We start from the raw sequence: 22597 nt of genomic DNA, 5'->3' as shown, positions 1-22597 counted from the left end.
TCGCCTTTTAGCTAGTGGTAACGAGGGATTAGGCAGGTTTGGTGTAGCCGAAAGGCGGCTGTTACCTTCGGGGCACTGTTTTATCTGTTAGCATCTCCCCTATGCGCCGTATCCGTCTGCTGCTCCCGCTCCTGCTGCTGGCCGGCTGCTCCGCCCCCACCCATTCTGCGGGCAGCTACCCGCAAAACCCGGTCATTTCCGACGCCCAGGGCCATCCGCGGGACTCCACCACGTTCTATTTTCCGGCAGATTCCTTCCGTATCCCAATCGACTCAGCAGACCCTACCCCACCTCACTCCCTGCGATTTGCCTCGCGCAACCTGTACGCCTTTCAGGCCCCGGTTCTAGCGAATTATTACAGAGGCACCGACACCTATCGGTTTCTGTGGCTGCGGGCTTTCCACCGCCCCGTTCTGCTGACCCTGGCCCGGCAGGCAAATGGCCTAACGCTTCGCACGCAGTTTCTGAATAAACCGGCCGGCCTACCCAGGATGGTAGACATCCTGTACATACCACCGGACGCCTCGGCGGCGCAAGTCAGGAAATTGAAAGCGCAGTTTCGCCATTGGCAGGCAGCCCCCGCCCTGCAGCGGGAATTGGCCGAAGCCAACCGGCCACCCACGCCGGTTGGTGCCGAAGAAACCACCCGCTCACTCAGCCAAGAGCAGTGGCAGCACTTCGAGCAGCTACTGCTGAAAAGTGAGTTTCGCCAGTTGACCTCCCGCGAAGACCTCAGCGTTATGGACGGTGCCGACTGGCTGCTGGAAGCCCACCTGGCCGACGGCTACCACCTGGTTTACCGCCACAGCCCCAATAAGCAGGACGGCTTCCGCAAGGCCTGCGAGTACCTGCTTGACCTTAGCTCGGCCCGCAGCGAGGAGCGGTATTAGCTACTGCCGCTCCAGCGTCACCTCGTCGCGGGTGAAGTCGATGGCGCGACGGTCTACCGGGCCGCGGCATTCCAGTACGCGGGGCGGCAGCAGCTTGCCCTTGGGCCCGGTCTGGACCTGGGCCTCGCCCACAATATCGAGCACGGCCACGGTTTCGCCGTTCAGGCGCAGCGCCCACTTGCCCGGCTGCACCGGCCCCGTCAGGTGGCCAATGAGGAAGGTTTCTTTGGGGGATACGGGGATGATGTCGAGAACTTGCATTGTGTTTGAATACGGAGTGAGCGGCTGGAAATGAACGTCATGCAGAGGCGCAGCCGAAGCATCTCGCGTGCTGACGTTGGAGTACTGTGGCAAGGATTTCCGGTTGGCGTACCGATACGCAGTAGCGCGAACTTTGTAGTTCGCGTCCCCGCGCCGCTGAAACGAAATCATCCGAATGGCGCGGGGGCGCGAACTACAAAGTTCGCGCTACTACTTCCACTCAGCCCACATCCTGCGCCTTGATGCGCGAGTCGAATCGAAATTCCTCCCGGGCCACGATGCGGATGCGCTTGAAATCGGGGTGGCGGCTGTGCAGGATGTAGTTGAACTCCTGGGGTACGATGGACGAGGGCACGCGCAGCACGGCCGAGCTGCGGCGGCGGTACCAAGCGTCGCCGAGGGGCTGGCACACGGCGTAGCGGCTGGCCCGCTCCCAATCAGCGGGCAGTTGGGCGGGCGTAATTTCTTCGATGAGCACGTCGTCGGGCACCTCAATCACCAACACCCGAAACTGGTCGGTGAGGCCTTCGCCGCTGCGGTGCACCACGTTTTCGAGGCAGGCTAAAGCGCGGGTGGCGGCCGTGTAAATCACGAACTGATCCTTGAAATTCCAGCGCGCCCGGTAGCCCGAGGCAAACAGGTCGTCGGCGTACTTGGCCAGGCAGATGCGGTATACCAGCATGCGGGCTCCCCAGTTACGACAAGTCGCCGTAGGCGATGCGCGTGAGCTCCTCGGCTACCAAGTCAATGCCGCCGCTGGTTTCCAGCAGCCGCAGCGGAATCTCGCCGTCGAGGCCGTGGGCGGGCTTATCCAGCCAGCGCAGGTACGCTGCCGCGTTGCCGAACACCTCCAGCCCCAGGTTGTAGAGGCTGATGATTTTAAGCGTTTTCTCGCTGCTGGCCGCGCTCAGGTTTTTCTTTTCCTGGGAGTAGGTGCGCAGGGTTTTAGTCGACAACTCGTAGATGGCCTCCAGCTCCTGGGCCTGCAGCTGGTAGGCCTCGGCCACCTCAAAGACCGTGGCCGCGGGCACGCCCTTGCGGGCCTCCATCACCAAGGCGTAGGCGTCCTGCCCGGCCCGGCCCCAGGCGGCCCATTTTTTGCGCAAAGCCGCCGGCATGGGGGCCGTAATCTTGGGTTGATGAGCAGGAGTTGCCATGACAAAGTTCCGGTTGACGAATCGAACTTAGGGAAATTTTTCTGATTAACGAGGAAAAATTTCCTTTGGTTCGAATAGCTGCTGTCGCCCATGCCCCAGGGCTGAAGCCCTGGGGCATCGGTGCCGTACCACTGGCCCTCGGGCGCCAGCGCAATCTTCTACGCTCCCACCACCGCGTGCAGCGGCACCGGGTGGATGATCAGCCAGATCAGCTCGCGCAGGATTTCGCCGTCGGTCATGGAGCCTGAGTCGATGCCTTTACTTTGGGCGTCGGCGCGGCGGATGAGGTGCACGATGTCGCGGGTGCGGTGGAAGTCGAACACTTTCAGGCCGGTCTGGTAGTCTTTGCGCTGGATGGGGAAGCGCAGGCCCATTTTCAGCCAGTCGGTTTCCGAGGGGTTGGGGTTCTGGTGCAGGGCCAGCAGCCGGGAGAAGTAGTTGAACAGCAGCGTCAGGTTCGGGATGAGCGGGTTGTTCTTGGGGTTGGCCTCGAAGTAGAGCAGGATGCGGTTGGCCTTGAGCACGTCGCGGCGGACCAGGGCACTCTGCAGCTCGAAGATGTTGTACTCCTTGCTGATGCCCACCATGCGCTGCACCAGATCCTCGTCGATGCTGTGGCCGGGCAGCAGGTTGATGAGCATCTTGTCCACCTCGTTGGTGAGGCGGCCCAGCTCCCCGCCGATGTACTCGGCCAGCATCACGGTGGCCTGGGGCGTAATCTGCTGGTTTTTCGAGCGCACGTAGTTGCTCAGCCAGGGCGCCACCTGGTTGTCGTAGAGCTTCTTGCTGGTCATGAGCACGGTGCCAGCGGGCGCGGGCTCCTTTTTATCACCGGCCAGCAGCTTGCCCAGCTTCTTGCGGGCGTCCAGGGTTTTGTGCTTGTAGCAGAACACCAGCACGGTGCTCTGCAGCGGGTTTTTCAGGTACGCCTCCAGAAACGGCCACGACTTTTCGGCCTCCAGGTCGGCCACGGCCTGGGCCTCCTTCACAATCACCACCGAGCGTTCGGCCATCATGGGAAAGCGCTTGGCCTGGCCCAGAATGCCGGCCACGTCGGTATCCTTGCCGTAGAGCACCACTTGGTTGAAGCCTTTGTCGGGTTCGGGCAGCACGTGCTTTTCCAGCAGATCAGCCAGCAGATCGATGTAATACGGCTCCTCCCCCTGCAGGAAATACACGGGCGCAAACTGCCGCTGCTGGAGCTGCTTCAGGATTTCGTCGGGCGAGAGATTCAACGTATAATTAGTAATGAGCAATTAGCAATTAAGAATTGGGGTGGGCGCACTGGTGGACACCTTCCCAATTCTTCCTACCCAAAGGTACGGGCTGCCTCTTACCTTTGCCGAACAGCTTTGGAAGAATTGGGCGGCTGGTACCGTCTGAGGAAAGCAAGTTTGCCTCTCTGCATTTCGCCGGCTCAATTCTTAATTCCTAATTCTTAATTCCTACTTCCACTTTGAACCTCATAGACGAACTGCGCTGGCGGGGCATGTTTCACGACATGATGCCCGGCACTGAGGAGCACCTGCTGAAGAACGCGCCCATCACCGGCTACATCGGCTTCGACCCTACCGCGCCCTCCCTGCACATCGGCAACCTGGCCACCATTATGCTGCTGGTGCATTTGCAGCGAGCCGGCCACCGGCCCCTGGCCCTGGTGGGCGGCGCCACCGGCATGATTGGCGACCCCTCGGGCAAATCGGCCGAGCGGAATTTGCTGGATGAGGATGCCCTGCGCCGCAACCAGGCCGGCATTCAGGCCCAGCTAGAGAAGTTCCTGGTGTTCGACGACTCGCCCACCGGGGCCCGGGTGGTGAACAACTACGACTGGTTCAAAGACTTCAACTTCCTGCAGTTTCTGCGCGAAGTAGGCAAGCACCTCACCGTGAACTACATGATGGCCAAGGACTCGGTGAAGCGCCGCATCGGCGGCAACGAGGAATCCGGCGCCGACGGCATCAGCTACACCGAGTTCAGCTACCAGCTGCTGCAGGGCTACGACTTCTTCCACCTCTACAAAGAGCTGGGCACCACCCTGCAGATGGGCGCCAGTGACCAGTGGGGCAACATCACTACCGGTACTGAGTTGATCCGGCGCATGTCGGGCGGCGAAGGCAAAGCCTACGCCCTCACCGGCCAGCTCATCACCAAAGCCGACGGCACCAAGTACGGCAAGAGCGAAACCGGCACCGTGTGGCTGGATGGCGCCATGACGAGCCCGTACCAGTTCTACCAGTTCTTCCTCAACGCCGCCGACGCCGACGTACCCCGCCTCATCCGCGTGTTCACGCTGCTCCCACAGGCGGAAATCGAAGCTCTGGAAGCCGAACACGCCTTGGCCCCGCACCTGCGCACTTTGCAGAAGGCCCTGGCCCAGGACGTGACCATCCGCGTGCACGGCCCAGCGGCCTACGAAGCAGCCGTAGCGGCCTCGCAGGTGCTGTTCGGCGGCGGCGAGCTGAGCAGCCTCGATGAAGCCACGCTGCTCGACGTGTTTGCCGGCGTGCCCCACGTGGAGGTGCCCCGCGCCAGCCTCACCGAGCACAACGTCATCAGCCTGCTGAGCGACGCTACCAACGCCGTCATCTTCCCCTCCAAAGGCGAGGCCAAGAAGATGATTCAGGCCGGCGGCGTGAGTTTGAACCGCGCCAAGGCCACGCTGGAACAACAGGCCGCCGAGCTGCCGCTGCTGCACGATAAGTACGTGGTGGCCCAGAAAGGCAAGAAGAACTATTACCTGATCAAGGTGGTGTAAAGACCGTGGCTTCGGGCCATAAAAAAGGCCTCACCGGATAGGTGAGGCCTTTTCTTTTGCATAATCAGGATCAGCAGCGACCTAGGCCCTGCCGATGCCAGACTACTTCTTCTTCGCAGCCGGAGCAGCTTTCTTGGCAGCAGCCGGAGCGGCTTTCTTGGCAGCCGGAGCAGCTTTAGCAGCACCAGCAGCTGGAGCAGCCGTGTTTTTGGCGTTCTGAACTTCCGTGCGGATGCTCTGGGCCATGTTCTTCAGTTCCTGCATGCCTTTGCGCACGCGGGTGCCAGCGGCCGAGTTGTTCTTGTCGTAGAACTTCTCGAAGTCGCTTTCCAGGCCCATAACGAGGTCCTTGAGTTGGCTGAAATTGCTCATGTGTGAGGGGTTGTGTGGAGTGGAAAAAATAGTTTGACCGGGCCTAATATACAGGGATTTCAAATACAAGCAAGTAGCCCACTTTTTTTCTTAAACGCGTTTCACGGCTCCCAGGGCCACTTTTCAGTAAAAAAAGTTGATTTCAGGTTTTCCCACCGACCACCTATCCCACGGAATAGTACCAAATACAAAAGCCAGCCCCCTCGCAGGGACTGGCTTTTGTATTTAGCGAAGCCGAAACTAGTTCTGCAGGCCGGCAGGTACTTCAGCTTTGGAATAAAGTCCTTTCGCGAGCTTCTCCTGCACTACTTCGAACGCCTTGATGGTCGTATCCACGTCCTCCAGGGTATGTACCGCGGTTGGGATAATGCGGAGCATGATCACACCTTTCGGCACTACCGGATACACCACGATGGAGCAGAAAATGCCGTGATTCTCACGCAGATCGAAGGTTACCTGGGTAGCGTCCGGAATCTGACCCTCCAGCAGCACCGGCGTTACGGGCGAAGTGGTGGTGCCGATATTGAAGCCTTTCTCGCGCAAACCGCTCTGCAGGGCCCGCACAATGATCCAGAGGTTTTCCTTCAGCTCGGGCTGGGTGCGCAGCAGCTCCAAACGCTTCAAAGCGCCCACTACAAGCGGCATGGGCAGGCTTTTGGCGAAAATCTGGCTGCGCATGTTGTAGCGCAAATATTCAATTACGTTCTCGGGGCCCGCTACGAAGGCGCCAATGCTGGCCATGCTCTTCGCAAACGTCGAAAAATAAAGGTCAATGCCATCCTGAATGCCCTGTTCTTCGCCCGTTCCGGCGCCGGTAGCGCCCATTGTGCCGAAGCCGTGGGCATCATCTACGAACAAACGGAACTGGAATTTCTCCTTCAGCGCAATCACGCCCCGCAGGTCGCCCTGGTTGCCCGACATGCCGAACACGCCCTCGGTAATCACGAGGATGCCGCCGCCGGTTTCGTCGGTGAGGCGCTTGGCGCGCTCCAGCTGCTTCTCCAGGCTACCCATGTCGTTGTGGGTATACACAAAGCGCTTGCCGGCGTGCAGGCGCACGCCATCAATGATGCAGGCATGCGACTCGGCGTCGTACACAATTACATCGTGGCGGTTCACCATAGCGTCGATGATGGACACCACGCCCTGGTAGCCGAAGTTGAGCAGCATGCAATCGGGCTTCATCACGAATTCGGCCAGCTCATTTTCCAGCTGCTCGTGCAGGTTGGAGTTGCCGGACATCATGCGGGCGCCCATGGGCAGAGCCATGCCGAACTCGGCAGCGGCGTCGGCGTCGGCCTTGCGTACCTCGGGGTGGTTGGCCAGGCCCAGGTAGTTATTCAGGCTCCAGGTGAGCACCTCCTTGCCGCGGAAAATCATGCGGGGCTTGATTTCGCCTTCCAGCTTAGGGAACGTGAAATAGCCGTGCGCGTAGTGCGAGTGGCTGCCCAGCGGGCCGCGGTTGGCGGCAATCTTCTCAAATAGATCCACGAGGGGACGGGTTAATGTGAAAGGAAACGAGCGGCTGTCCGCGAAGGGCTAACCGCCGGGGAATGTACAAAGTTATGGCAATCCGCAAAGGTAACCCCCAGCAGGCAGGCTTCCAACCATCCGCGAATTGGGCCGGGCAGTTTTACGGTCCGGCCGGAATGGCGTTTCTTTGGGTATCTGAACGCCTGTTACAGCCAACAGTAACGTCATGCTGAGCTTGTCGAAGCATCTCTACCGCTTCGTTGCAGTAGTAATACAACGAAGCGGTAGAGATGCTTCGACAAGCTCAGCATGACGTTCTATTTACATAATCCGACTCCTCTCCTACCCGCTCCACCTCTCTCCTGATGAAAAAAATCACCAAGCTGCTCGTGGCCAACCGCGGCGAAATTGCGTTGCGCGTGCTGCGCTCGGCCAAGGAAATGGGCCTCCAGACCGTGGCCATCTACTCCGAGGCCGACCGCAACGCCCTGCACGTACGCTACGCCGATGAGGCCGTGTGCGTGGGCCCGCCCGCCAGCAAAGACAGCTACCTGCGCGGCGACAAAATTCTGGAAGTCTGCCGCCAGCTGGGCGTCGATGCCATTCACCCCGGCTACGGCTTCCTGAGCGAAAACGCCGAATTTGCCCGCATGGTCACGGAGGCCGGGCTGATTTTCGTGGGGCCTTCGCCGGAAGCCATGAACCTGATGGGCGACAAGCTCTCAGCCAAGCAGGCCGTGAAAGCCTACAACATCCCGCTGGTGCCCGGCACCGACGAGGCCATTTCCGACGTGGAGGAGGCCAAGCGCATTGCTGCCACGGTGGGCTTCCCCATCCTGATCAAGGCTTCGGCCGGCGGTGGCGGCAAGGGCATGCGCATCGTGAATTCGGCCGAGGATTTCGAGGAGCAGATGCAGTTGGCCATCAACGAGGCCGTGTCAGCTTTCGGCGACGGAGCCGTATTCATTGAGAAGTTCGTGACCGGCCCGCGCCACATCGAAATTCAGGTGCTCGGCGACGAGCACGGCAACATCGTGCACCTGTTCGAGCGGGAATGCTCGATTCAGCGCCGCCACCAGAAGGTGATTGAGGAAGCGCCCTCGGCGGTGCTCACGCCCGAGCTGCGCGCCGAAATGGGCCGCTGCGCCGTGGACGTGGCCCGAGCCTGCAACTACACCGGGGCCGGCACCGTGGAGTTTCTGCTCGATGACCAGCACAACTTCTACTTCCTGGAGATGAACACCCGCCTGCAGGTGGAGCACCCCGTGACGGAGCAGATTACGGGCCTCGACCTAGTGAAGGAGCAGATCAAGGTGGCCCAGGGCTTGCCCCTCGCCTTCCAGCAGGAAGACCTGAGCATCAACGGCCACGCCCTGGAGCTGCGCGTGTACGCCGAGGACCCGCAGAACAACTTCCTGCCTGACATCGGGACGCTGACCACCTACGTGCGCCCCCAGGGCCCCGGCGTACGCGTCGACGACGGCTTCGAGCAGGGCATGGAAATCCCGATCTACTACGACCCGATGATTGCCAAGCTCGTCACCTTCGGGGCTACCCGCGAGGAGGCCATTGCCCGGATGCTGCGTGCCATTGAGGAGTACCAGATTACCGGCATCGAAACCACGCTGGGCTTCGGCCGCTACGTGCTGCAGCACCCGGCCTTCGTGAGCGGCAACTTCGACACCAACTTCATCCGCGACCATTTCCCGGCCGACGCCCTGAAACCCACCGCCCCGGACGAAGCCACCGCCAAGCTCGCCGCCGTGCTCACCGCCATGCTCCTGACGGACAAGAAACCCGGTGCCACCGCCGCTTCTGCTGAAGCACCAACCGCTACCGGCTCCGCTTGGAAGCGGAACCGGCTGGGGGTGCGGTAGACGGTAAAGTCATGCAAAAGCGAAGCCCAGCCATAACGGCTGGGCTTCGCTTTTATACCACAGGGTAGTTCTGATGGATTCCGCCCTCGCTCGGCTGTGCCGAGTGAGCCGCTACGCCCAAGCAGCTATGCTGCGCGCGTTGGTGTTGTTGAAGTCAGCGGCACGGACGGATTCGGGGCGCAATCCCTCAGGCGTGGCAGCTCATTCGGCGCAGCCGGGCGAGGGCATGGGTAAGCCTGGGGCTTCGCGCCGTTAACGCCGTCGCGCCTGCTCGTGTAGGCTCTCAATAATGACCTTTTGCGAATGAGCATCCAGGAATTTCTGCTTAAAACCTGTTTGATTATTGTTCTCCCAGGAGTGATTCTTTACGGCTGCCTGCGTGAGAATGAAGCGTTTGTCATTGAACAGAAAGCCCACCGGACCTGTCTCAACTCACTGCATGGCTCATCTGTGACAATGATGACCATCGTTGGACAAGCGGATGATGGCCACCTGGTTTATCAGCACATCGTAGATGCGTCGGCACTTCAACAGCTGCGTGTGCTCGCCAAGGGTCTACGACCGGTGCGGGTGCAGGCCGGAGGTTACAGACCGTCGCTCAGACGCTACAGTCTGCAGGTAGCCAATGGTCGTGATACGTGTAAGCTGGTTGTCTATAAGATGCCACCGGGAACGGCTGACCTACTCGATGGAGTTGGGGACAGCGCCTACGAAGCGCCCAGATTCATTCCATTTTTAGACAGTCTTTTCCGTTTACAATCCCCTGCGATAACCAGGCAGTGGCTCAGTAAGTGACAACTGTTGCCTTTACTGCCTCGCCAGCGGTAACTCCGCAACCGCGCCGCCTGGATGTAACCCGGGCGGCGTTGGTCGTTCTGGCAGCAACCCTACGCCGCGGGCAGCACCAGCACCGGCAGCTGGCTGTGCAGTAACACCTGGGCCGTTACGCTTTGGTGGAAGAGCTGCCCGAAGAAGCTCCGGTGCCGGGCAACCAGCACCACCAGATCATAATCGGCGGGGTTGGCGGCGTGCAGGATGGCGGCGGCGGGGTGCGCGTGCCCGATCGTGCGGGTGTGCACCGGCGGCAAATTGATGGTGAGGCCGGTGCGCAACACGGAGTCCAGGGCCTGGGTTTCGGTGGCAGCCGACGAAGCGCCGTCGGGGGCGACGTGCAGCACCGTGAGCTGGGCCTGCAGGGCCGTGAGCAGGTGGCGGGCGGAGCCGGCATACTCGCCGAGCGTGAACGGCTCGCCATCAACGGCCAGCAGTACGCGCCGGGGCGGAGCGGTGGTTTGCTGACTGTGGGGCACCACCAGCATAGGATACGGGCCCGTGCGCAGGATGTCGAGGGCGGTGGTTTGCACCAGCTCATCGGGCGTGTTGGCCTGGTCGGGGCGGCCCAGGATGATGAGGGCCGGATGGTAGCGGCTGACGGCATCGGCCACGGCATACGCCACGCGGCCGTGCGCCACTTCGGCCACCACGGGCACGGCCAGGTTGCCGGCCAGGCTACTGAGGGCGAGGCCGATGGCCTCCTGACTCAGGTTGGACAGCTCCCCGGTGAACATTTCAGGGTCGAGCAGGGAGTTACGGCGCACGTGCAGCAGCACCAGCCGCGCCCCCAAGGCTCCGGCCAGGTTGGTGGCGTAGTCGAGGGCGCGGTTGGCGGCCTGGAAAAAGTCGGTGAGAATCAGCAGGGAAGTAGCCATGAGGTGCGGGCGTAGCGGAAAGAGAAAGTGAGAGGCAAAGCACCGGCGCCAGCGCCGGCAGTCCTATGCCAAAACTTAGCGGCCGGCATGACATTCATCATGGAAACCGGCCGGGCCGGGCCGTAACCTTGTGGGGTAAGCTGCCCGGCCTGCCGGCTTTCGGTGGGTTGCCAGCTTGCGTTTCGCCCTGCCCCTATGCACGCCACCCTGTTCAGTGTTCAATCGTTTGAGCGCAGCTTTCTGCAACACGCCAACACCCGCCACCACCAGCTGCAGCTGCTGGACACGCGCCTGTGCGCCGACACCGCCCACCTGGCCCAAGGCGCGGCGGCCATCAGCGTGTTCAGCCCCGATGATGTGTCGGGGCCGGTGCTGGAGCAGCTCAGCAGCTACGGCGTGCGCTATGTGGCCGTGCGCGCCGCCGGCTACGACAACGTAGACCTGGTGGCGGCCCGGCAGCTGGGCATCCGGGTGGCCAACGTGCCCGACTACTCGCCCTACGCCATTGCCGAGCACGCCGTGACGCTCATGCTGACGCTGTGCCGCCACCTGCACCAGGCCGACCAGCAGCTGCGCGCCAACGACTTCCGGCTCGACCAGCTGATCGGGTTTGAGCTGCACGGCAAAACGGTCGGGATTCTGGGCGTGGGACGCATTGGGGCCGTGGTGGCGCGCATTCTGCACGGCTTCGGCTGCCGGCTGCTGGGCACCGATGTGCAGCCCAACCCCGAGCTGACCGAGCGCTACGGCCTGGAATACGTGCCGCTCAGCCAGCTCTGCGCCCAGGCCGACATCATCAGCGTGCATACGCCGCTCACGCCCGCCACCCACCACCTGATCAACGAGCGGCTGCTCAAAAGCATGAAGCCCGGCGTGATGCTCATCAACACCGGGCGCGGGGGCGTGCTGGACACGGCCGCCGCGCTGCGGGCCCTCAAATCGGGCCATCTGGGCTTTCTGGGGCTGGATGTGTACGAGGCCGAGAAGGGCCTGTTCTTCACGGACCACACCCGCGACCTGCTGCTCGACGACACCTTTGCCCGCCTGCTCACCTTCAAAAACGTGCTCATCACGGGCCACCAGGCCTACCTCACCCGGGAGGCCCTCACCAACATTGCCGAGGCCACCGTGGCCAGCCTCACGGCCTGGGGCCAGGGCGAGGCGCCGGCGCACGAGCTGTTACCGCCGCCGGTCAAAGCCGGCAGCAGCGCTACGCCGGCCAGCGCAAAGGCATGACGAATGTCATGGTCCAGCCCGTTGCTTATCAGTTTATTAGCAGAACAAACGCCGTACGTTTCCGCCAACCCTTTTGTCTGCTGTAGGCCACGCTGCCCTAAACTCCCCAACGCCATGGTAACTCCCACAATTCTGTTTACGACGCTGCTGCTGGCCGTCCTGGCCCTCACCAGCGCCTATCTGCGCGGCACGCAGCACCGGCCCAACGCCTGAGGCGCAGGCCGCTCCGGCGGCCACGCGGTGCGGGCGGCCTTGTATCCAACTCCTCACCTTCCAGCTCTGACCCATGCCTGCTTCCCTTCTGGTACTGACGAATCTGGCGGAGCCCGCCGAGCAGGCTGCGCGCTATGCGGGGCTGCTCGGGGAGCCGCTGCACGCGCGGCTGGTGCTGCTGCACCTGTACCACAATCCGGTGCTGGACCCCGAACTGGTAACCGTGACGACGGCGCAGGCCTACCGCAGCCAGGCCGAAACGTCGGTGGCGCTGCACGAGCTGGCTGCCCGCCTGACCGTGCCCGCCACCGTCGAAGTATCGGTGTGGGCGGCCCCCGAGGCCGTGGACGAGGCCGTACGGCGGCATCAGCCGCTGCTGCTGGCCATGGGCCTGAGCCCCGAGCCGGACATGCTCGACCATCTGCTGCACAACCAGGCCCTGCCCGTGCTGCGGGCCACGCACCGCCCGCTGCTGCTGGTGCCAGCCGCCGCCGCCGGGCACCGGCCCCGCCGGGTGGTGCTGGCCGTCGATGCCGAAGAGTTTACGCCGAATGCCGCCACCCGGGCCGTGGCCCCGCTGCTGGCAGCCTGGGGAGCCGTCTTCACGGTAGTGCACGTGGCCGCCGCCACCGAGCGGGAGGCCTTTGTGGGCCAGCGGGCCCTGGGGGCCGTACACCTGAGCGCGCTGCTGCCGCCGGCCACCGCGCCGGTGCTCTACGAATCCAAGCTGATGCCGCCGGCCGCCGGCATTCTGCAGGCCCTGGACGATGTGCAGGCCGACCTGCTGGTGCTGATTGCCCGCCCGCGGAGCTTTCTGGGGCGGCTGTTTCACCGGAGCGTGACGGCCCAGGTGCTGCGCAGCAGCCCCGTGCCGGTGTTGCTGCTGCCGGTAGAAGCCCCCGCACAGCCCGGCTGGATGCCGCCGATGTGCTGAGTAGCCGGCCGCCGGAGCAGCTGCCACGGCCCGTACAGGCTCTTCGCCCGTCCGGCTGCCTTGTAGCTCCAACCCACAACACTACCTTTTCCGTTGCGCCATGAAACCCAATCTGGTTGTTCTCACCGACTTTTCGGCTGCGGCCGAACGGGCCCGGGCCTATGCCGCCGCTTTGGCAGCGCCGCTGGGGGCCGAGCTGCACCTGGTGCACGCCTACTATCCGCTGCCGCTCACGGCCACCGAGTTTGGCGTCATCATGCCCCCCATCGATGCCCGCTACGTGCAGGACACCCGACAGGCGCTGGCGCAGGTAGCCGCCGACATGCCCGTGCCCGCCACGGCCGAGCTGCTGGAAACCGACTGGTCCGGGGCGGTAGTACGCGCGCTCAACCGTTACCATCCGCTGCTGCTGGTGGCCGGCCTCACCGCCACCGATGGCCTGCTGGACGAGTGGCTCAGCAACCGCGCCCTGCCCCTGGCCCACGAAACCGGCTACCCGCTGCTGCTGGTGCCAGAGCACCTCCCCGACTCGGCTCTGCGGGCGCCGCGCCGCCTGGCTCTGGCCCTGGAGGACCGGCCGTTCCGGCTGGGCCCGGCGGCCACTGCCGTAGCGCCTCTGCTCGATGCGCTGGGCACCGACGTGGTGGCCGTGTGCGTGCTCACGCCGGAGCAGCAAATCGGGGGCCACGCCGGCCTGCACGCCCTGCAGCGCTCCGGCCTGAGTGCCGCCATTGCCGGGTGCGGGCTGCACACCGTAATGAGCGAGTGGCCGGGGCCGGGAATTCTGCAGGCCGCCCAGCAGCTGTCGGCGGATATGGTGGGCCTGCTCGACCAGGGCCACGGCTGGGTGCACAAGCTGTTCCACGGCAGCGTCATCGACCATGTGCTGCGCCATGCACAGCGGCCGGTGCTGCTGCTGCCTACGATGCCAGATTCGGGGCTTCCCCACTACCCCCCGGCCCGGCCAGCATTATTATAGCTTGAAAGCAGCATATTTCTCCCTCAAAACAGGCGGGGCGGGCATCGGGCAGCAGCCTGACACCCGCCCCGCCTGCTGCTGTTTCAGCCGCAGGCCACCGGGCTGCTTCCGACGCGTTGGCTGCCTGAATTTCCGGCTGGCGCTTTATCTTAGGAAAAGGATGGGGCGTGAGGCTATTCACCAGGACGATTTAGCCACCAACTCCCCCGATACCGGCCTGCAGCAGCACCAGGCTGAGGGCGGCCACGCCGGCGCTGGTGGGCATGCCGGGCTGGCGCCACAGCTCCACGCCCTGGTGCAGCAGCACGCAGGTGGGCAGCTGCTCGGGCGCAAAGCTGTGCACCACCGCCGGAAAAGCCCCCTCATTGATTTGCATTACCTGCACGGCCGTACCCAGCCGGCGCTGAAGCGCAGCCAGATCGGGGGCCGAAAAGGCCGGCCCGGCCGCCTGGGGCGAAACGGGCAGCGCGGGCAGCAGCACCAGCAGCACGGCAGCAGCCGGCAGTTCTGGCGCCACCGGTGGAAGATGGCCTGGCATGGGCAACAGTGAAAACGGGGGAATACGAGGCCAAAACTACCGCCCGGCCACCCGCGCCAATATGACGAACGTCAGGATACCCACTGAGATAGGTCATCTGCTGTTTTTTGCGCAAGTTGCGCGCTTCCCCGCTTCTTGCTGCCCCATGCCTACCGCGCTGTACCAGAATCCGCTGACCGATATTCTGTTTGAGCAGGCCCGGGATTTTGTGGGCCTCTACGACGTGACGCTGGGCTGGTTTACGCAGGTGAATGCCGCCGGCTACCAGCTGCTGGGCTACCCCTCGGCCCAGGCCCTCTACCACGACCCGCGCCGCACGCTGCGCGCCGAGCCGCTGCCCCCCGCCGAGCGGGCTGCCCTGCACGAGCACATCCGGCAGGAAGGCCGCTACGAGCAGGAGCTGGAGGTGCGCCACCAGGCCGGCCACACGTTCTGGGCTCAGGTAGAAGCCTCGCCACTGCTGCTGGAAGGGCAGCCGTATTTCCTGATCCGGCTCACCAACACCGAGCCGCTGCACCAGGCCGAGCAGCAGTTGGCCCAGAGTCTGCGCCGGTTTGAGGCCGTGTTTGCGCACGCCACCATCGGCATCATCGTCTGCAACCGCCAGGGCAGCATCGAGCTGGCCAACGCCAAGGCCCAGGAGCTTTTCGGCTACGGCGGTCCGGAGGGCCTCACGGGCCGCCGCATCGAGGAGCTGGTGCCCGATGCCGCCGGCCGCCGCCACGAGCAGCTGCGCACCGGCTTCAACGCCCACCCCACGGCCCGCGTGATGGGCGCCCACCGCGGCGCGCTGGAGGCCCTGCGCCAGGATGGCAGCGTATTTCCGGTGGAAATCAGCCTCAGCTATTTCCACCTCGACGACGAGCTGTTCGTGGTGGCCTATATCATCGACATCAGCTTCAAGAAGGACGCCGAGCGGGAGCTGATTGCCCAGCGCCAGCGCGTGGAACGCCTCAATGCCGACCTGGAACGCAAAGTAGCCGACCGCACCCACGCCCTAATGACCACCCTGGGCCAGCTGGAGCAGCGCACCCGCGAGCTGACCCAGGCCCTGGCCGCCGAGCAGGAGCTGGGCGAGCTGAAGTCGCGCTTCGTGAGCATGGCCTCGCACGAGTTCCGCACGCCCCTGACCACGGTACTCACCTCGGCGGCCCTCATCGAAAAGTACCCCGGCGCCGACCAGCAGGACAAGCGCCTGCGCCACCTGGACCGCATCCGCACCTCGGTGAAGCACCTGAGCGACATTCTGGAGGAGTTTCTGTCGGTGGGCCGGATTGAGGAAGGCCGGGTGCAGGCCCGCCCCGCCCTACTGGATCTGCCGGAGCTGCTGCAGGAAACCGTGGCCGACGTGCAGGGGCTGCTACGGCCCGGCCAGCGCATCGTACCGGAGCTATTGGGCACCGAGCCCGCCTGGCTGGACACGTCGCTGCTGCGCAAAATCCTGGTCAATCTGCTGTCCAACGCCCTCAAATACGCCGCCGAAAACACCACAGTGCTGGTGCGCGCCGCCACCGAAGCCGGCCGCCTCACGCTGGTGGTGCAGGACGAAGGCGTGGGCATCTCGGAGGAAGACCAGCAGCACCTGTTCGAGCGGTTTTTCCGGGCCCGCAACGTCACCAATATCCCGGGCACCGGCCTGGGGCTCTACATCATTGGCAAGTACCTGGAGCTGATGGGCGGCACCATTGCCCTACACAGCCAGCTGGGGGTCGGCACCACCGTCACCATCTCCATACCCTATGAAAACCATTCTGCTGATTGAAGACAATGCCCCGATTCGCGAAAACACCGCCGAAATTCTGGAGCTGGCCGGCTACGCCGTGCACACCGCCGAAAACGGCAAGCTGGGCGTGGAGCAGGCCCTGGCCGTGCGCCCCGACCTGGTGATCTGCGACATTATGATGCCCGTGCTCGACGGCTACGGCGTGCTGCACATCTTCAACCAGAACCCCCAGCTGGCCGGCATTCCCTTCATCTTCCTGACGGCCAAAACCGAGCGCACCGACCAGCGGCGCGGCATGGAGCTGGGCGCCGACGACTACCTGACCAAGCCCTTCGACGAAACCGAGCTGCTGAGCGCCATCACGGGCCGCCTCAACCGCTTCCGCCGCCTGCAGCCCGACTACGACCTGCGCGGCGAGGGCGGCCTGCACGAGTTTCTGGACGATGCCCGCGCCGTGGGCGACCTGCAGCGCCTGTCCGTGGACCGCAAGCCCCACACCGTGCGCAAGAAACAGGACATCTACCGCGAAGGCGACGAGCCGGCGCGGGTGTACTTCGTGCAGAGCGGGCGGGTGAAAACCGTGAAAACCACCGGCGGCGGCAAGGAGCTGATTACGGGCCTCTACGGTCCCGGCGAGTTTTTCGGGTACCTGTCGGTGCTGCAGCGCACGCCCTACGACGACTCGGCCGTGGCCGTGGACGATGCCGACCTGGTGCACATTCCGAAGAGTGATTTTCTGCAGCTGGTGATGCACAACGCCGAGGTGGGCCAGCAGTTTATCCGGCTGCTGGCGGGCCGGGTGCGCGAGCGGGAGCAGCAGCTGCTGGACATGGCCTACAACTCCATCCGGCGGCGCGTGGCCGACACGCTGCTGCACATGCACGAGCAAGCCGGCAGCACTCCGGAAGCCGCCATCCAGCTCTCCCGCGACGACCTGGCCGCCATTGTGGGCACCGCGCCTGAGTCCTTGATCCGCACGCTGAGCGAGTTCCGGCAGGATGGCCTGATCGAGCTGACGCCCAAGAATATCCGGGTGCTGCAGCCGGCCAAACTGCGCAACGGCCACTGGTAAGCCCCCGGCCGCAAGCGCCAAACCACGCGCTAAAAGCCACTCAGCAACCGCTCCGGGCCAATAAAAAGGCCAGGCCGGGAGCAACTCCGACCCGGCCTTCCGGAACAACACGGCAAAGGTGAATATTTGGCGCGGGTTTTCGAAGCGGAGCCACCTGAAATGAATCAGCGGCGGGCCTGACATTCGTCAGGTAACGGGCGCGCCGTGCGGCGGAGCTTTGGGGCTGCCACCAGCCCCCTTTGCCCGTGCCTACTGCGCCCGTTTCCGCCGACACCCTCACCTCCCTGGCCTGCACCCACTGCGGCGACGCCTGCCCCGATGAGCCTGTCAAACTGGCCGAAAACCCGAAATTGCACTTTTGCTGTATTGGATGCAAAACAGTGTATGAGCTTCTGGCAGCCAGCCAGTTGTGCACCTACTACCGCCTCGATGCAGCGCCCGGCCAGAAGATAAAGCCCGTGGAGCTGCCCGGCCGCTTCGCCTACCTCGACTCCGAGGCGGTGCAGAGCCAGCTGCTGGCGTTCCGCTCCGATACGCTGGCGCGGCTCACGCTCACCATCCCGCAGATGCACTGCGCCTCCTGCATCTGGCTGCTGGAAAATCTGTTTAAGCTGGATGCGGGAATTTCGTCCTCGCGGGTCAACTTTCTGCGCAAGGAGCTCACCGTCAGCTACCGGCCGGCGCGCACTTCGCTGCGGGCGGTGGTGCAGCTGCTGGCCAGCGTGGGCTACGAGCCGCAGATTACGCTGGCCGAGCTGGGTGCCCAGCCCCACCGCGCCAGCCGCACGCTCTACTACCAACTGGGCGTGGCGGCCTTCGGCTTCGGCAACGTGATGCTGCTGGCTTTCCCCGACTACTTTTCCTTCACCGAGGGACTGCAGGCCACTTTCGGGCAGTTTTTTGGCTGGCTGAGCTTGCTGCTGGCCGTGCCGGTGCTGCTGGTGAGTGCGCGCGGCTTCTACCGGGCGGCCTGGCAGGGCTTGCGCCAGCGCCACATCACGCTCGAGGTGCCCATCAGCCTGGGCCTCACGGCGCTGTTCGTGACCAGCGTGGTGGAGGTGGCCACCCAGCGCGGCCCCGGCTACTTCGACTCGTTTACCGGGCTGGTGTTCTTCATGCTGATCGGCAAATGGGTGCAGCAACGCACCTACGACGCCCTGCGCTTCGACCGGGACTTCACGGCCTACTTTCCGGTGGCCGTGACGCTGCTTACGCCTGCCGGCGAACAGTCGGTGTCGGTGAAGGAGCTGCAGCCGGGGCAGCGGATTCGGGTGCGGCACCAGGAGCTTGTTCCGGCCGATGCAGTGCTGCGGCGCGGCGCCGGCCAGATCGACTACAGCTTTGTGTCGGGCGAGAGTGAGCCGGTGGCGAAGGCGGCCGGCGAGCTGGTGTATGCCGGCGGCCGGCAGATGGGCGAAACCGTGGAGCTGGAAGTGGTGCGTAACGTGTCGCAGGGCTACCTCACCCAGCTCTGGAACAACTCCGCCTTTCAGAAACCCGAAAAAGCCTCCCTGGAAACCTACGCCAACCACGTAGGCCGCTACTTCGTGGCCCTGACGCTGGTGCTGGCCCTGGGAGCCGTGGCCTACTGGTACCCGCGCAGCCCGGCCATGGCGTTGCGGGCCTTCACGTCGGTGCTGGTCATTGCCTGCCCGTGCGCGCTGTCGTTGGCCACGCCGTTTGCGTTGGGGGCGGCGCTGCGGGTGCTGGGCCGGCGCAAGCTGTACCTGAAAAACGCCGCCGTAGTAGAAACCCTGGGCCGCGCCGATACCCTCGTCTTCGATAAAACCGGCACTCTCACCGACGTGCACCGCGCCGCCGTTTCCTATGAAGGCCTGGCCCTCAACCCACACCAATTACAGGCCGTAGCCGCGTTGGTTCGCCACTCCACGCACCCGCTCAGCCAGCGCCTGGCGGCCGAGCTGCCGGCCAGCTCGCTGGCCGTAGCCGGCTTTGCCGAAGTGCCCGGCCAGGGCCTGCGCGGCATCGTGGGCGGCGTGGCGGTGCGGGTTGGCTCGGCCGACTTCGTGGGGTTAAACGATTGTATTGACGCGACAATTCGCGCCTCGGCGTTGAACGGTACTACTGTGGGCAATCCGAACGGCGCGAACGACGAGACGCGAAGTGTCGCGTCTTTACACGCCAATCAAACCACGACGAGCCTGCAATCCAGCGTCTATGTCAGGCTGGATGAGGCGGTGCAGGGCTGCTTCACATTCCATAACGCCTACCGCGAGGGTCTGCCCGCAGTGCTGGCGAAGCTCAGTCAGCGCTACCGCCTGGCCGTGCTCAGCGGCGACAACGATACCGAGCAGCACCGGCTCCGGGAGCTGTTCGGCCCGCAGGCGGAGCTGCGCTTCCGCCAGAGCCCCCAGCAGAAACTCGACTACGTGGCCCAGCTCCGGCAGCAGGGCTGCACCGTCGTCATGGTCGGCGACGGCCTGAACGACGCCGGGGCCCTGCAGCGCGCCGACGTCGGCATTGCCCTCACCGACACGCTCACCAACTTCTCCCCGGCCTGCGACGCCATTCTGGAGGCTGGCAACTTCGGGCAGCTGGCCACTATCCTAAGTTTCTCGCAGGACTGCCTGCGCATCGTACTGGCCACATTCGCGCTGTCGTTCTGCTACAACGGCATCGGGCTGACGCTGGCGGTGCAGGGCCGGTTCACGCCCATCGTGTCGGCCATTCTCATGCCCATCAGCTCGCTGAGCGTGATGGTGTTTGCCACGCTGCTTGTGCACCTGGCCGCCTGGCGGCGGGGGCTGTAAATGGCCGCGGATTCGCGTCTGGTCGTTGAACGACCGGAACCGCGCCAAACCACGCCGCTAAACAACATCACCAACGACGAGACGCGAATACGCGTCTCTACACCGTGCAAACTCCTCCCCCGCCATGACCATCATTTTCCTGCTTATCGGCATCAGTCTGCTGGTGGCGCTTACGTTTCTGGGCGCGTTTTTCTGGGCGGTGCGCTCGGGCCAGTACGAGGACGACTACACGCCGGCCGTGCGCATGCTGTTCGAGGACGAAATCGAGCAGGAAACGCCCGCGCCCTAGCCCGCTGCCTGACATCAATCACGCAGCGGGCTGACTTTCGTCAGCTTTTCGGGAACGGCCGGCCAGGACCTTTGGGGCAGATACTTTTCCTCTCCTCCTGGCTATGCAAGTCGAACCCCTACTCCCGGCCGCGGCCCCGCAAACGCCGCCGGCCCCGAGGCCGCCCGCGCCGGCCGTCGACACGTTTTTCTACGACAACAAGATTGTCCGCGACTTTGGTATTGCCACCGTCATCTGGGGCATTATCGGGATGCTGGTGGGCGTGCTGGCCGCGTTTGAGCTAGCCAGGCCCGAGGTGAACATGGGCACGGCTTACACCACCTTCGGGCGCATCCGGCCGCTGCATACCAACGCCGTCATTTTCGCATTCGTCGGCAACGGCATTTTTACCGGCGTCTACTACTCGCTGCAGCGGCTGTGCAAAGCCCGCATGTTTTCGGATGTACTCAGCAAGGTGCATTTCTGGGGCTGGCAGCTGATAATCGTGTCGGCCGTGGCCACGCTGCCACTGGGCATCACCACCAGCAAGGAATACGCCGAGCTGGAGTGGCCCATTGACATTGCTATTACACTGGTGTGGGTGGTGTTCGGCTGGAACATGTTCGGCACCATTGCCCGGCGCCGCGAGCGGCACCTGTACGTGGGCATCTGGTTCTACATTGCCACCTTCATTACGGTGGCCGTGCTGCACATCGTCAACTCGATGGCGGTGCCGGTGAGTTTGTTCAAAAGCTACTCCATGTACGCCGGCGTGCAGGATGCGCTGGTGCAGTGGTGGTACGGGCACAACGCGGTGGCCTTCTTCCTGACCACGCCCTACCTGGGGCTGATGTACTACTTCGTGCCCAAAGCCGCCGAGCGGCCGGTGTATTCCTACCGGCTCAGCATCGTGCACTTCTGGTCGCTGATCTTCATTTACATCTGGGCCGGGCCGCACCATTTGCTGTACACGGCCCTGCCCGACTGGGCCCAGAGTTTGGGCGTGGCCTTCAGCATCATGCTGATTGCGCCCAGCTGGGGCGGCATGATCAACGGGCTGCTGACGCTGCGCGGCGCCTGGGACAAGGTGCGCGAGGAGCCGGTGCTTAAGTTCTTCGTGGTGGCCATCACGGCCTACGGCATGGCCACTTTCGAGGGCCCGATGCTGAGCCTCAAGAACGTGAATGCCATTGCCCACTTCACCGACTGGATTGTGGCCCACGTGCACGTGGGGGCTTTGGGCTGGAACGGCTTCCTCACCTTCGGGATGCTGTACTGGCTGTGGCCGCGCCTCTACCGCACGCCGCTGTACTCCAAAAAACTGGCCACCACGCACTTCTGGCTGGGCACGCTGGGCATCCTGTTCTACGCCATTCCCATGTACTGGGCCGGCTTCACGCAGGGCCTGATGTGGAAGCAGTTCAATGCCGAGGGCATGCTGCAGTACCCCAACTTCCTGGAAACCGTGATTCAGCTGGTGCCCATGTACTACCTGCGCGGCATTGGCGGGGTGCTTTACCTGAGCGGCGTGTTTCTGCTGATGTACAACCTCTACAAAACGGCGCAGGCCGGCTCGCTGCTGGCCAACGAAAAGGCCCAGGCCCCTGCCCTGCTGCCCGAAGCCCAGGACCCGCACGTGCAGTCCGGGCACTGGCACCGCTGGCTGGAGCGCCGTCCGTTTCAGCTGGCTGTGGGCGCCACGGTGGCCATTGCCATCGGCGGGGCGGTGGAGATGATTCCGACTTTTCTGGTGAAGTCCAACGTGCCCACCATTGCCTCGGTGAAGCCCTACCGGCCGCTGGAGCTGCAGGGCCGCGACCTGTACATCAAGGAAGGCTGCTCCAACTGCCACACCCAGATGGTGCGCCCGTTCCGGTCGGAAACCGAGCGCTACGGCGAGTACAGCAAAGCCGGCGAGTACGTCTACGACCGGCCCTTCCTGTGGGGCAGCAAGCGCACCGGCCCCGACTTGCAGCGCGAGGGCCAGAAGTACCCCAACTCCTGGCACTACAACCACATGATGGACCCCACCAGCATGTCGCCGGGCTCCATCATGCCGCCCTACCCGTGGCTGTTTGAAAACACCATCGACTACAGCACGCTGCCGGCCAAAATCCGGGTGCTGCAGGGCCTGGGAACTCCCTACCCCGCCGGCTTCGACCAGCAAGCCGTGGCCGACGCCCAGCAGCAGGCGCAAGGCATCGTGGCCAACCTGAAAAAGGAAGACATCGAGCTGAAATCAGACCGGGAAATCGTGGCCCTGATTGCCTACCTGCAGCGCCTGGGCACCGACATTAAGGTGCAGCCGGCGCAGGCCGCCGAAGCCGCAGCGCAGTAGTATCTGGTTCGGTCCGGCAGCGCCGCTGTCG

19 protein-coding genes and 1 pseudogene are annotated in these 22597 nt (G+C 63.7%); 12 read left to right on the top strand and 8 right to left on the bottom strand.

What is annotated here, in order from left to right; all coding sequences use genetic code 11:
* Nucleotides 1-101: 101 nt before the first annotated feature.
* Nucleotides 102-890, top strand: a complete 789-nt coding sequence (locus O3303_RS05560) for a hypothetical protein (RefSeq protein ID WP_269561076.1) — start codon at nucleotides 102-104, stop codon at nucleotides 888-890.
* Here O3303_RS05560 and O3303_RS05555 read toward each other — a convergent pair whose 3' ends face one another.
* From O3303_RS05555 to holA, 4 genes are all read right to left on the bottom strand, one after another.
* Nucleotides 891-1151 (bottom strand): hypothetical protein, encoded by a 261-nt coding sequence (locus O3303_RS05555; RefSeq protein ID WP_269561075.1) that lies wholly within the window; start codon nucleotides 1149-1151, stop codon nucleotides 891-893. It abuts the gene before it with no gap.
* 220 nt (nucleotides 1152-1371) lie between these two features.
* Nucleotides 1372-1833 (bottom strand): RES family NAD+ phosphorylase, encoded by a 462-nt coding sequence (locus tag O3303_RS05550; RefSeq protein WP_269561074.1) that lies wholly within the window; start codon nucleotides 1831-1833, stop codon nucleotides 1372-1374.
* 13 nt (nucleotides 1834-1846) lie between these two features.
* Nucleotides 1847-2308, bottom strand: a complete 462-nt coding sequence (locus O3303_RS05545; RefSeq protein ID WP_269561073.1) for an Xre family toxin-antitoxin system antitoxin — start codon at nucleotides 2306-2308, stop codon at nucleotides 1847-1849.
* A 158-nt stretch (nucleotides 2309-2466) separates the two neighbouring features.
* Nucleotides 2467-3543 carry a DNA polymerase III subunit delta gene (gene holA / locus O3303_RS05540; RefSeq protein WP_269561072.1) on the bottom strand — a complete coding sequence of 359 codons (1077 nt, stop codon included), beginning with the start codon at nucleotides 3541-3543 and terminating at the stop codon, nucleotides 2467-2469.
* 221 nt (nucleotides 3544-3764) lie between these two features.
* Between holA and tyrS the strand changes: the two genes are divergently transcribed.
* Nucleotides 3765-5063 (top strand): tyrosine--tRNA ligase, encoded by a 1299-nt coding sequence (tyrS, locus tag O3303_RS05535; protein WP_269561071.1) that lies wholly within the window; start codon nucleotides 3765-3767, stop codon nucleotides 5061-5063.
* A gap of 201 nt (nucleotides 5064-5264) precedes the next feature.
* On the opposite strand, the pseudogene O3303_RS21920 reads toward tyrS, so the two are convergent.
* Both O3303_RS21920 and O3303_RS05525 read right to left on the bottom strand, forming a co-directional pair.
* A pseudogene (locus O3303_RS21920) lies at nucleotides 5265-5435 on the bottom strand (histone H1); the annotation flags it as partial.
* Nucleotides 5436-5675: 240 nt separating this feature from the next.
* Nucleotides 5676-6926, bottom strand: a complete 1251-nt coding sequence (locus tag O3303_RS05525) for an aminotransferase class I/II-fold pyridoxal phosphate-dependent enzyme (protein ID WP_269561069.1) — start codon at nucleotides 6924-6926, stop codon at nucleotides 5676-5678.
* A gap of 347 nt (nucleotides 6927-7273) precedes the next feature.
* Between O3303_RS05525 and accC the strand changes: the two genes are divergently transcribed.
* Both accC and O3303_RS05515 read left to right on the top strand, forming a co-directional pair.
* The gene (accC, locus tag O3303_RS05520; protein ID WP_269561068.1) at nucleotides 7274-8785 is read left to right on the top strand and encodes an acetyl-CoA carboxylase biotin carboxylase subunit; all 1512 of its coding nucleotides are present in this window, start codon (nucleotides 7274-7276) and stop codon (nucleotides 8783-8785) included.
* A 303-nt stretch (nucleotides 8786-9088) separates the two neighbouring features.
* Nucleotides 9089-9580 carry a hypothetical protein gene (locus O3303_RS05515; RefSeq protein WP_269561067.1) on the top strand — a complete coding sequence of 164 codons (492 nt, stop codon included), beginning with the start codon at nucleotides 9089-9091 and terminating at the stop codon, nucleotides 9578-9580.
* Between the two features lie 92 nt (nucleotides 9581-9672).
* Here O3303_RS05515 and O3303_RS05510 read toward each other — a convergent pair whose 3' ends face one another.
* Nucleotides 9673-10494 (bottom strand): universal stress protein, encoded by an 822-nt coding sequence (locus O3303_RS05510; RefSeq protein WP_269561066.1) that lies wholly within the window; start codon nucleotides 10492-10494, stop codon nucleotides 9673-9675.
* Between the two features lie 195 nt (nucleotides 10495-10689).
* Between O3303_RS05510 and O3303_RS05505 the strand changes: the two genes are divergently transcribed.
* The 3 genes from O3303_RS05505 (at nucleotide 10690) to O3303_RS05495 (ending at nucleotide 13856) form a co-directional block, all read left to right on the top strand.
* Nucleotides 10690-11730: a 2-hydroxyacid dehydrogenase gene (locus tag O3303_RS05505; protein ID WP_269561065.1), complete on the top strand. Its 1041-nt coding sequence runs from the start codon at nucleotides 10690-10692 to the stop codon at nucleotides 11728-11730.
* 286 nt (nucleotides 11731-12016) lie between these two features.
* Nucleotides 12017-12877: a universal stress protein gene (locus O3303_RS05500; protein WP_269561064.1), complete on the top strand. Its 861-nt coding sequence runs from the start codon at nucleotides 12017-12019 to the stop codon at nucleotides 12875-12877.
* A gap of 100 nt (nucleotides 12878-12977) precedes the next feature.
* Complete coding sequence (locus tag O3303_RS05495) at nucleotides 12978-13856, top strand: universal stress protein (protein WP_269561063.1); 879 nt, start codon at nucleotides 12978-12980, stop codon at nucleotides 13854-13856.
* 190 nt (nucleotides 13857-14046) lie between these two features.
* Here the strand turns inward: O3303_RS05495 and O3303_RS05490 are convergent, their stop codons facing one another.
* Entirely contained in the window at nucleotides 14047-14394 is a 348-nt protein-coding gene (locus tag O3303_RS05490) for a hypothetical protein (RefSeq protein ID WP_269561062.1), read from the bottom strand.
* Nucleotides 14395-14539: 145 nt separating this feature from the next.
* Between O3303_RS05490 and O3303_RS05485 the strand changes: the two genes are divergently transcribed.
* The 5 genes from O3303_RS05485 to ccoN all read left to right on the top strand — a co-directional run bounded on the left by O3303_RS05485 (nucleotide 14540) and on the right by ccoN (nucleotide 22566).
* Entirely contained in the window at nucleotides 14540-16156 is a 1617-nt protein-coding gene (locus O3303_RS05485; protein WP_269561061.1) for a sensor histidine kinase, read from the top strand.
* Nucleotides 16134-17189: a response regulator gene (locus O3303_RS05480; protein ID WP_269561060.1), complete on the top strand. Its 1056-nt coding sequence runs from the start codon at nucleotides 16134-16136 to the stop codon at nucleotides 17187-17189. Before O3303_RS05485 ends, O3303_RS05480 begins: the two co-directional genes overlap by 23 nt.
* 245 nt (nucleotides 17190-17434) lie before the next feature.
* Nucleotides 17435-19960 carry a heavy metal translocating P-type ATPase gene (locus O3303_RS05475; RefSeq protein ID WP_269561059.1) on the top strand — a complete coding sequence of 842 codons (2526 nt, stop codon included), beginning with the start codon at nucleotides 17435-17437 and terminating at the stop codon, nucleotides 19958-19960.
* A gap of 124 nt (nucleotides 19961-20084) precedes the next feature.
* The gene (gene ccoS / locus O3303_RS05470) at nucleotides 20085-20249 is read left to right on the top strand and encodes a cbb3-type cytochrome oxidase assembly protein CcoS (RefSeq protein WP_269561058.1); all 165 of its coding nucleotides are present in this window, start codon (nucleotides 20085-20087) and stop codon (nucleotides 20247-20249) included.
* 103 nt (nucleotides 20250-20352) lie between these two features.
* Nucleotides 20353-22566, top strand: a complete 2214-nt coding sequence (gene ccoN / locus O3303_RS05465) for a cytochrome-c oxidase, cbb3-type subunit I (protein ID WP_269561057.1) — start codon at nucleotides 20353-20355, stop codon at nucleotides 22564-22566.
* Nucleotides 22567-22597 lie beyond the last annotated feature (31 nt).

The organism is Hymenobacter canadensis (genome assembly GCF_027359925.1).
Classification (GTDB): domain Bacteria; phylum Bacteroidota; class Bacteroidia; order Cytophagales; family Hymenobacteraceae; genus Hymenobacter; species Hymenobacter canadensis.
This window is presented reverse-complemented; position numbering and strand designations above follow the sequence as displayed.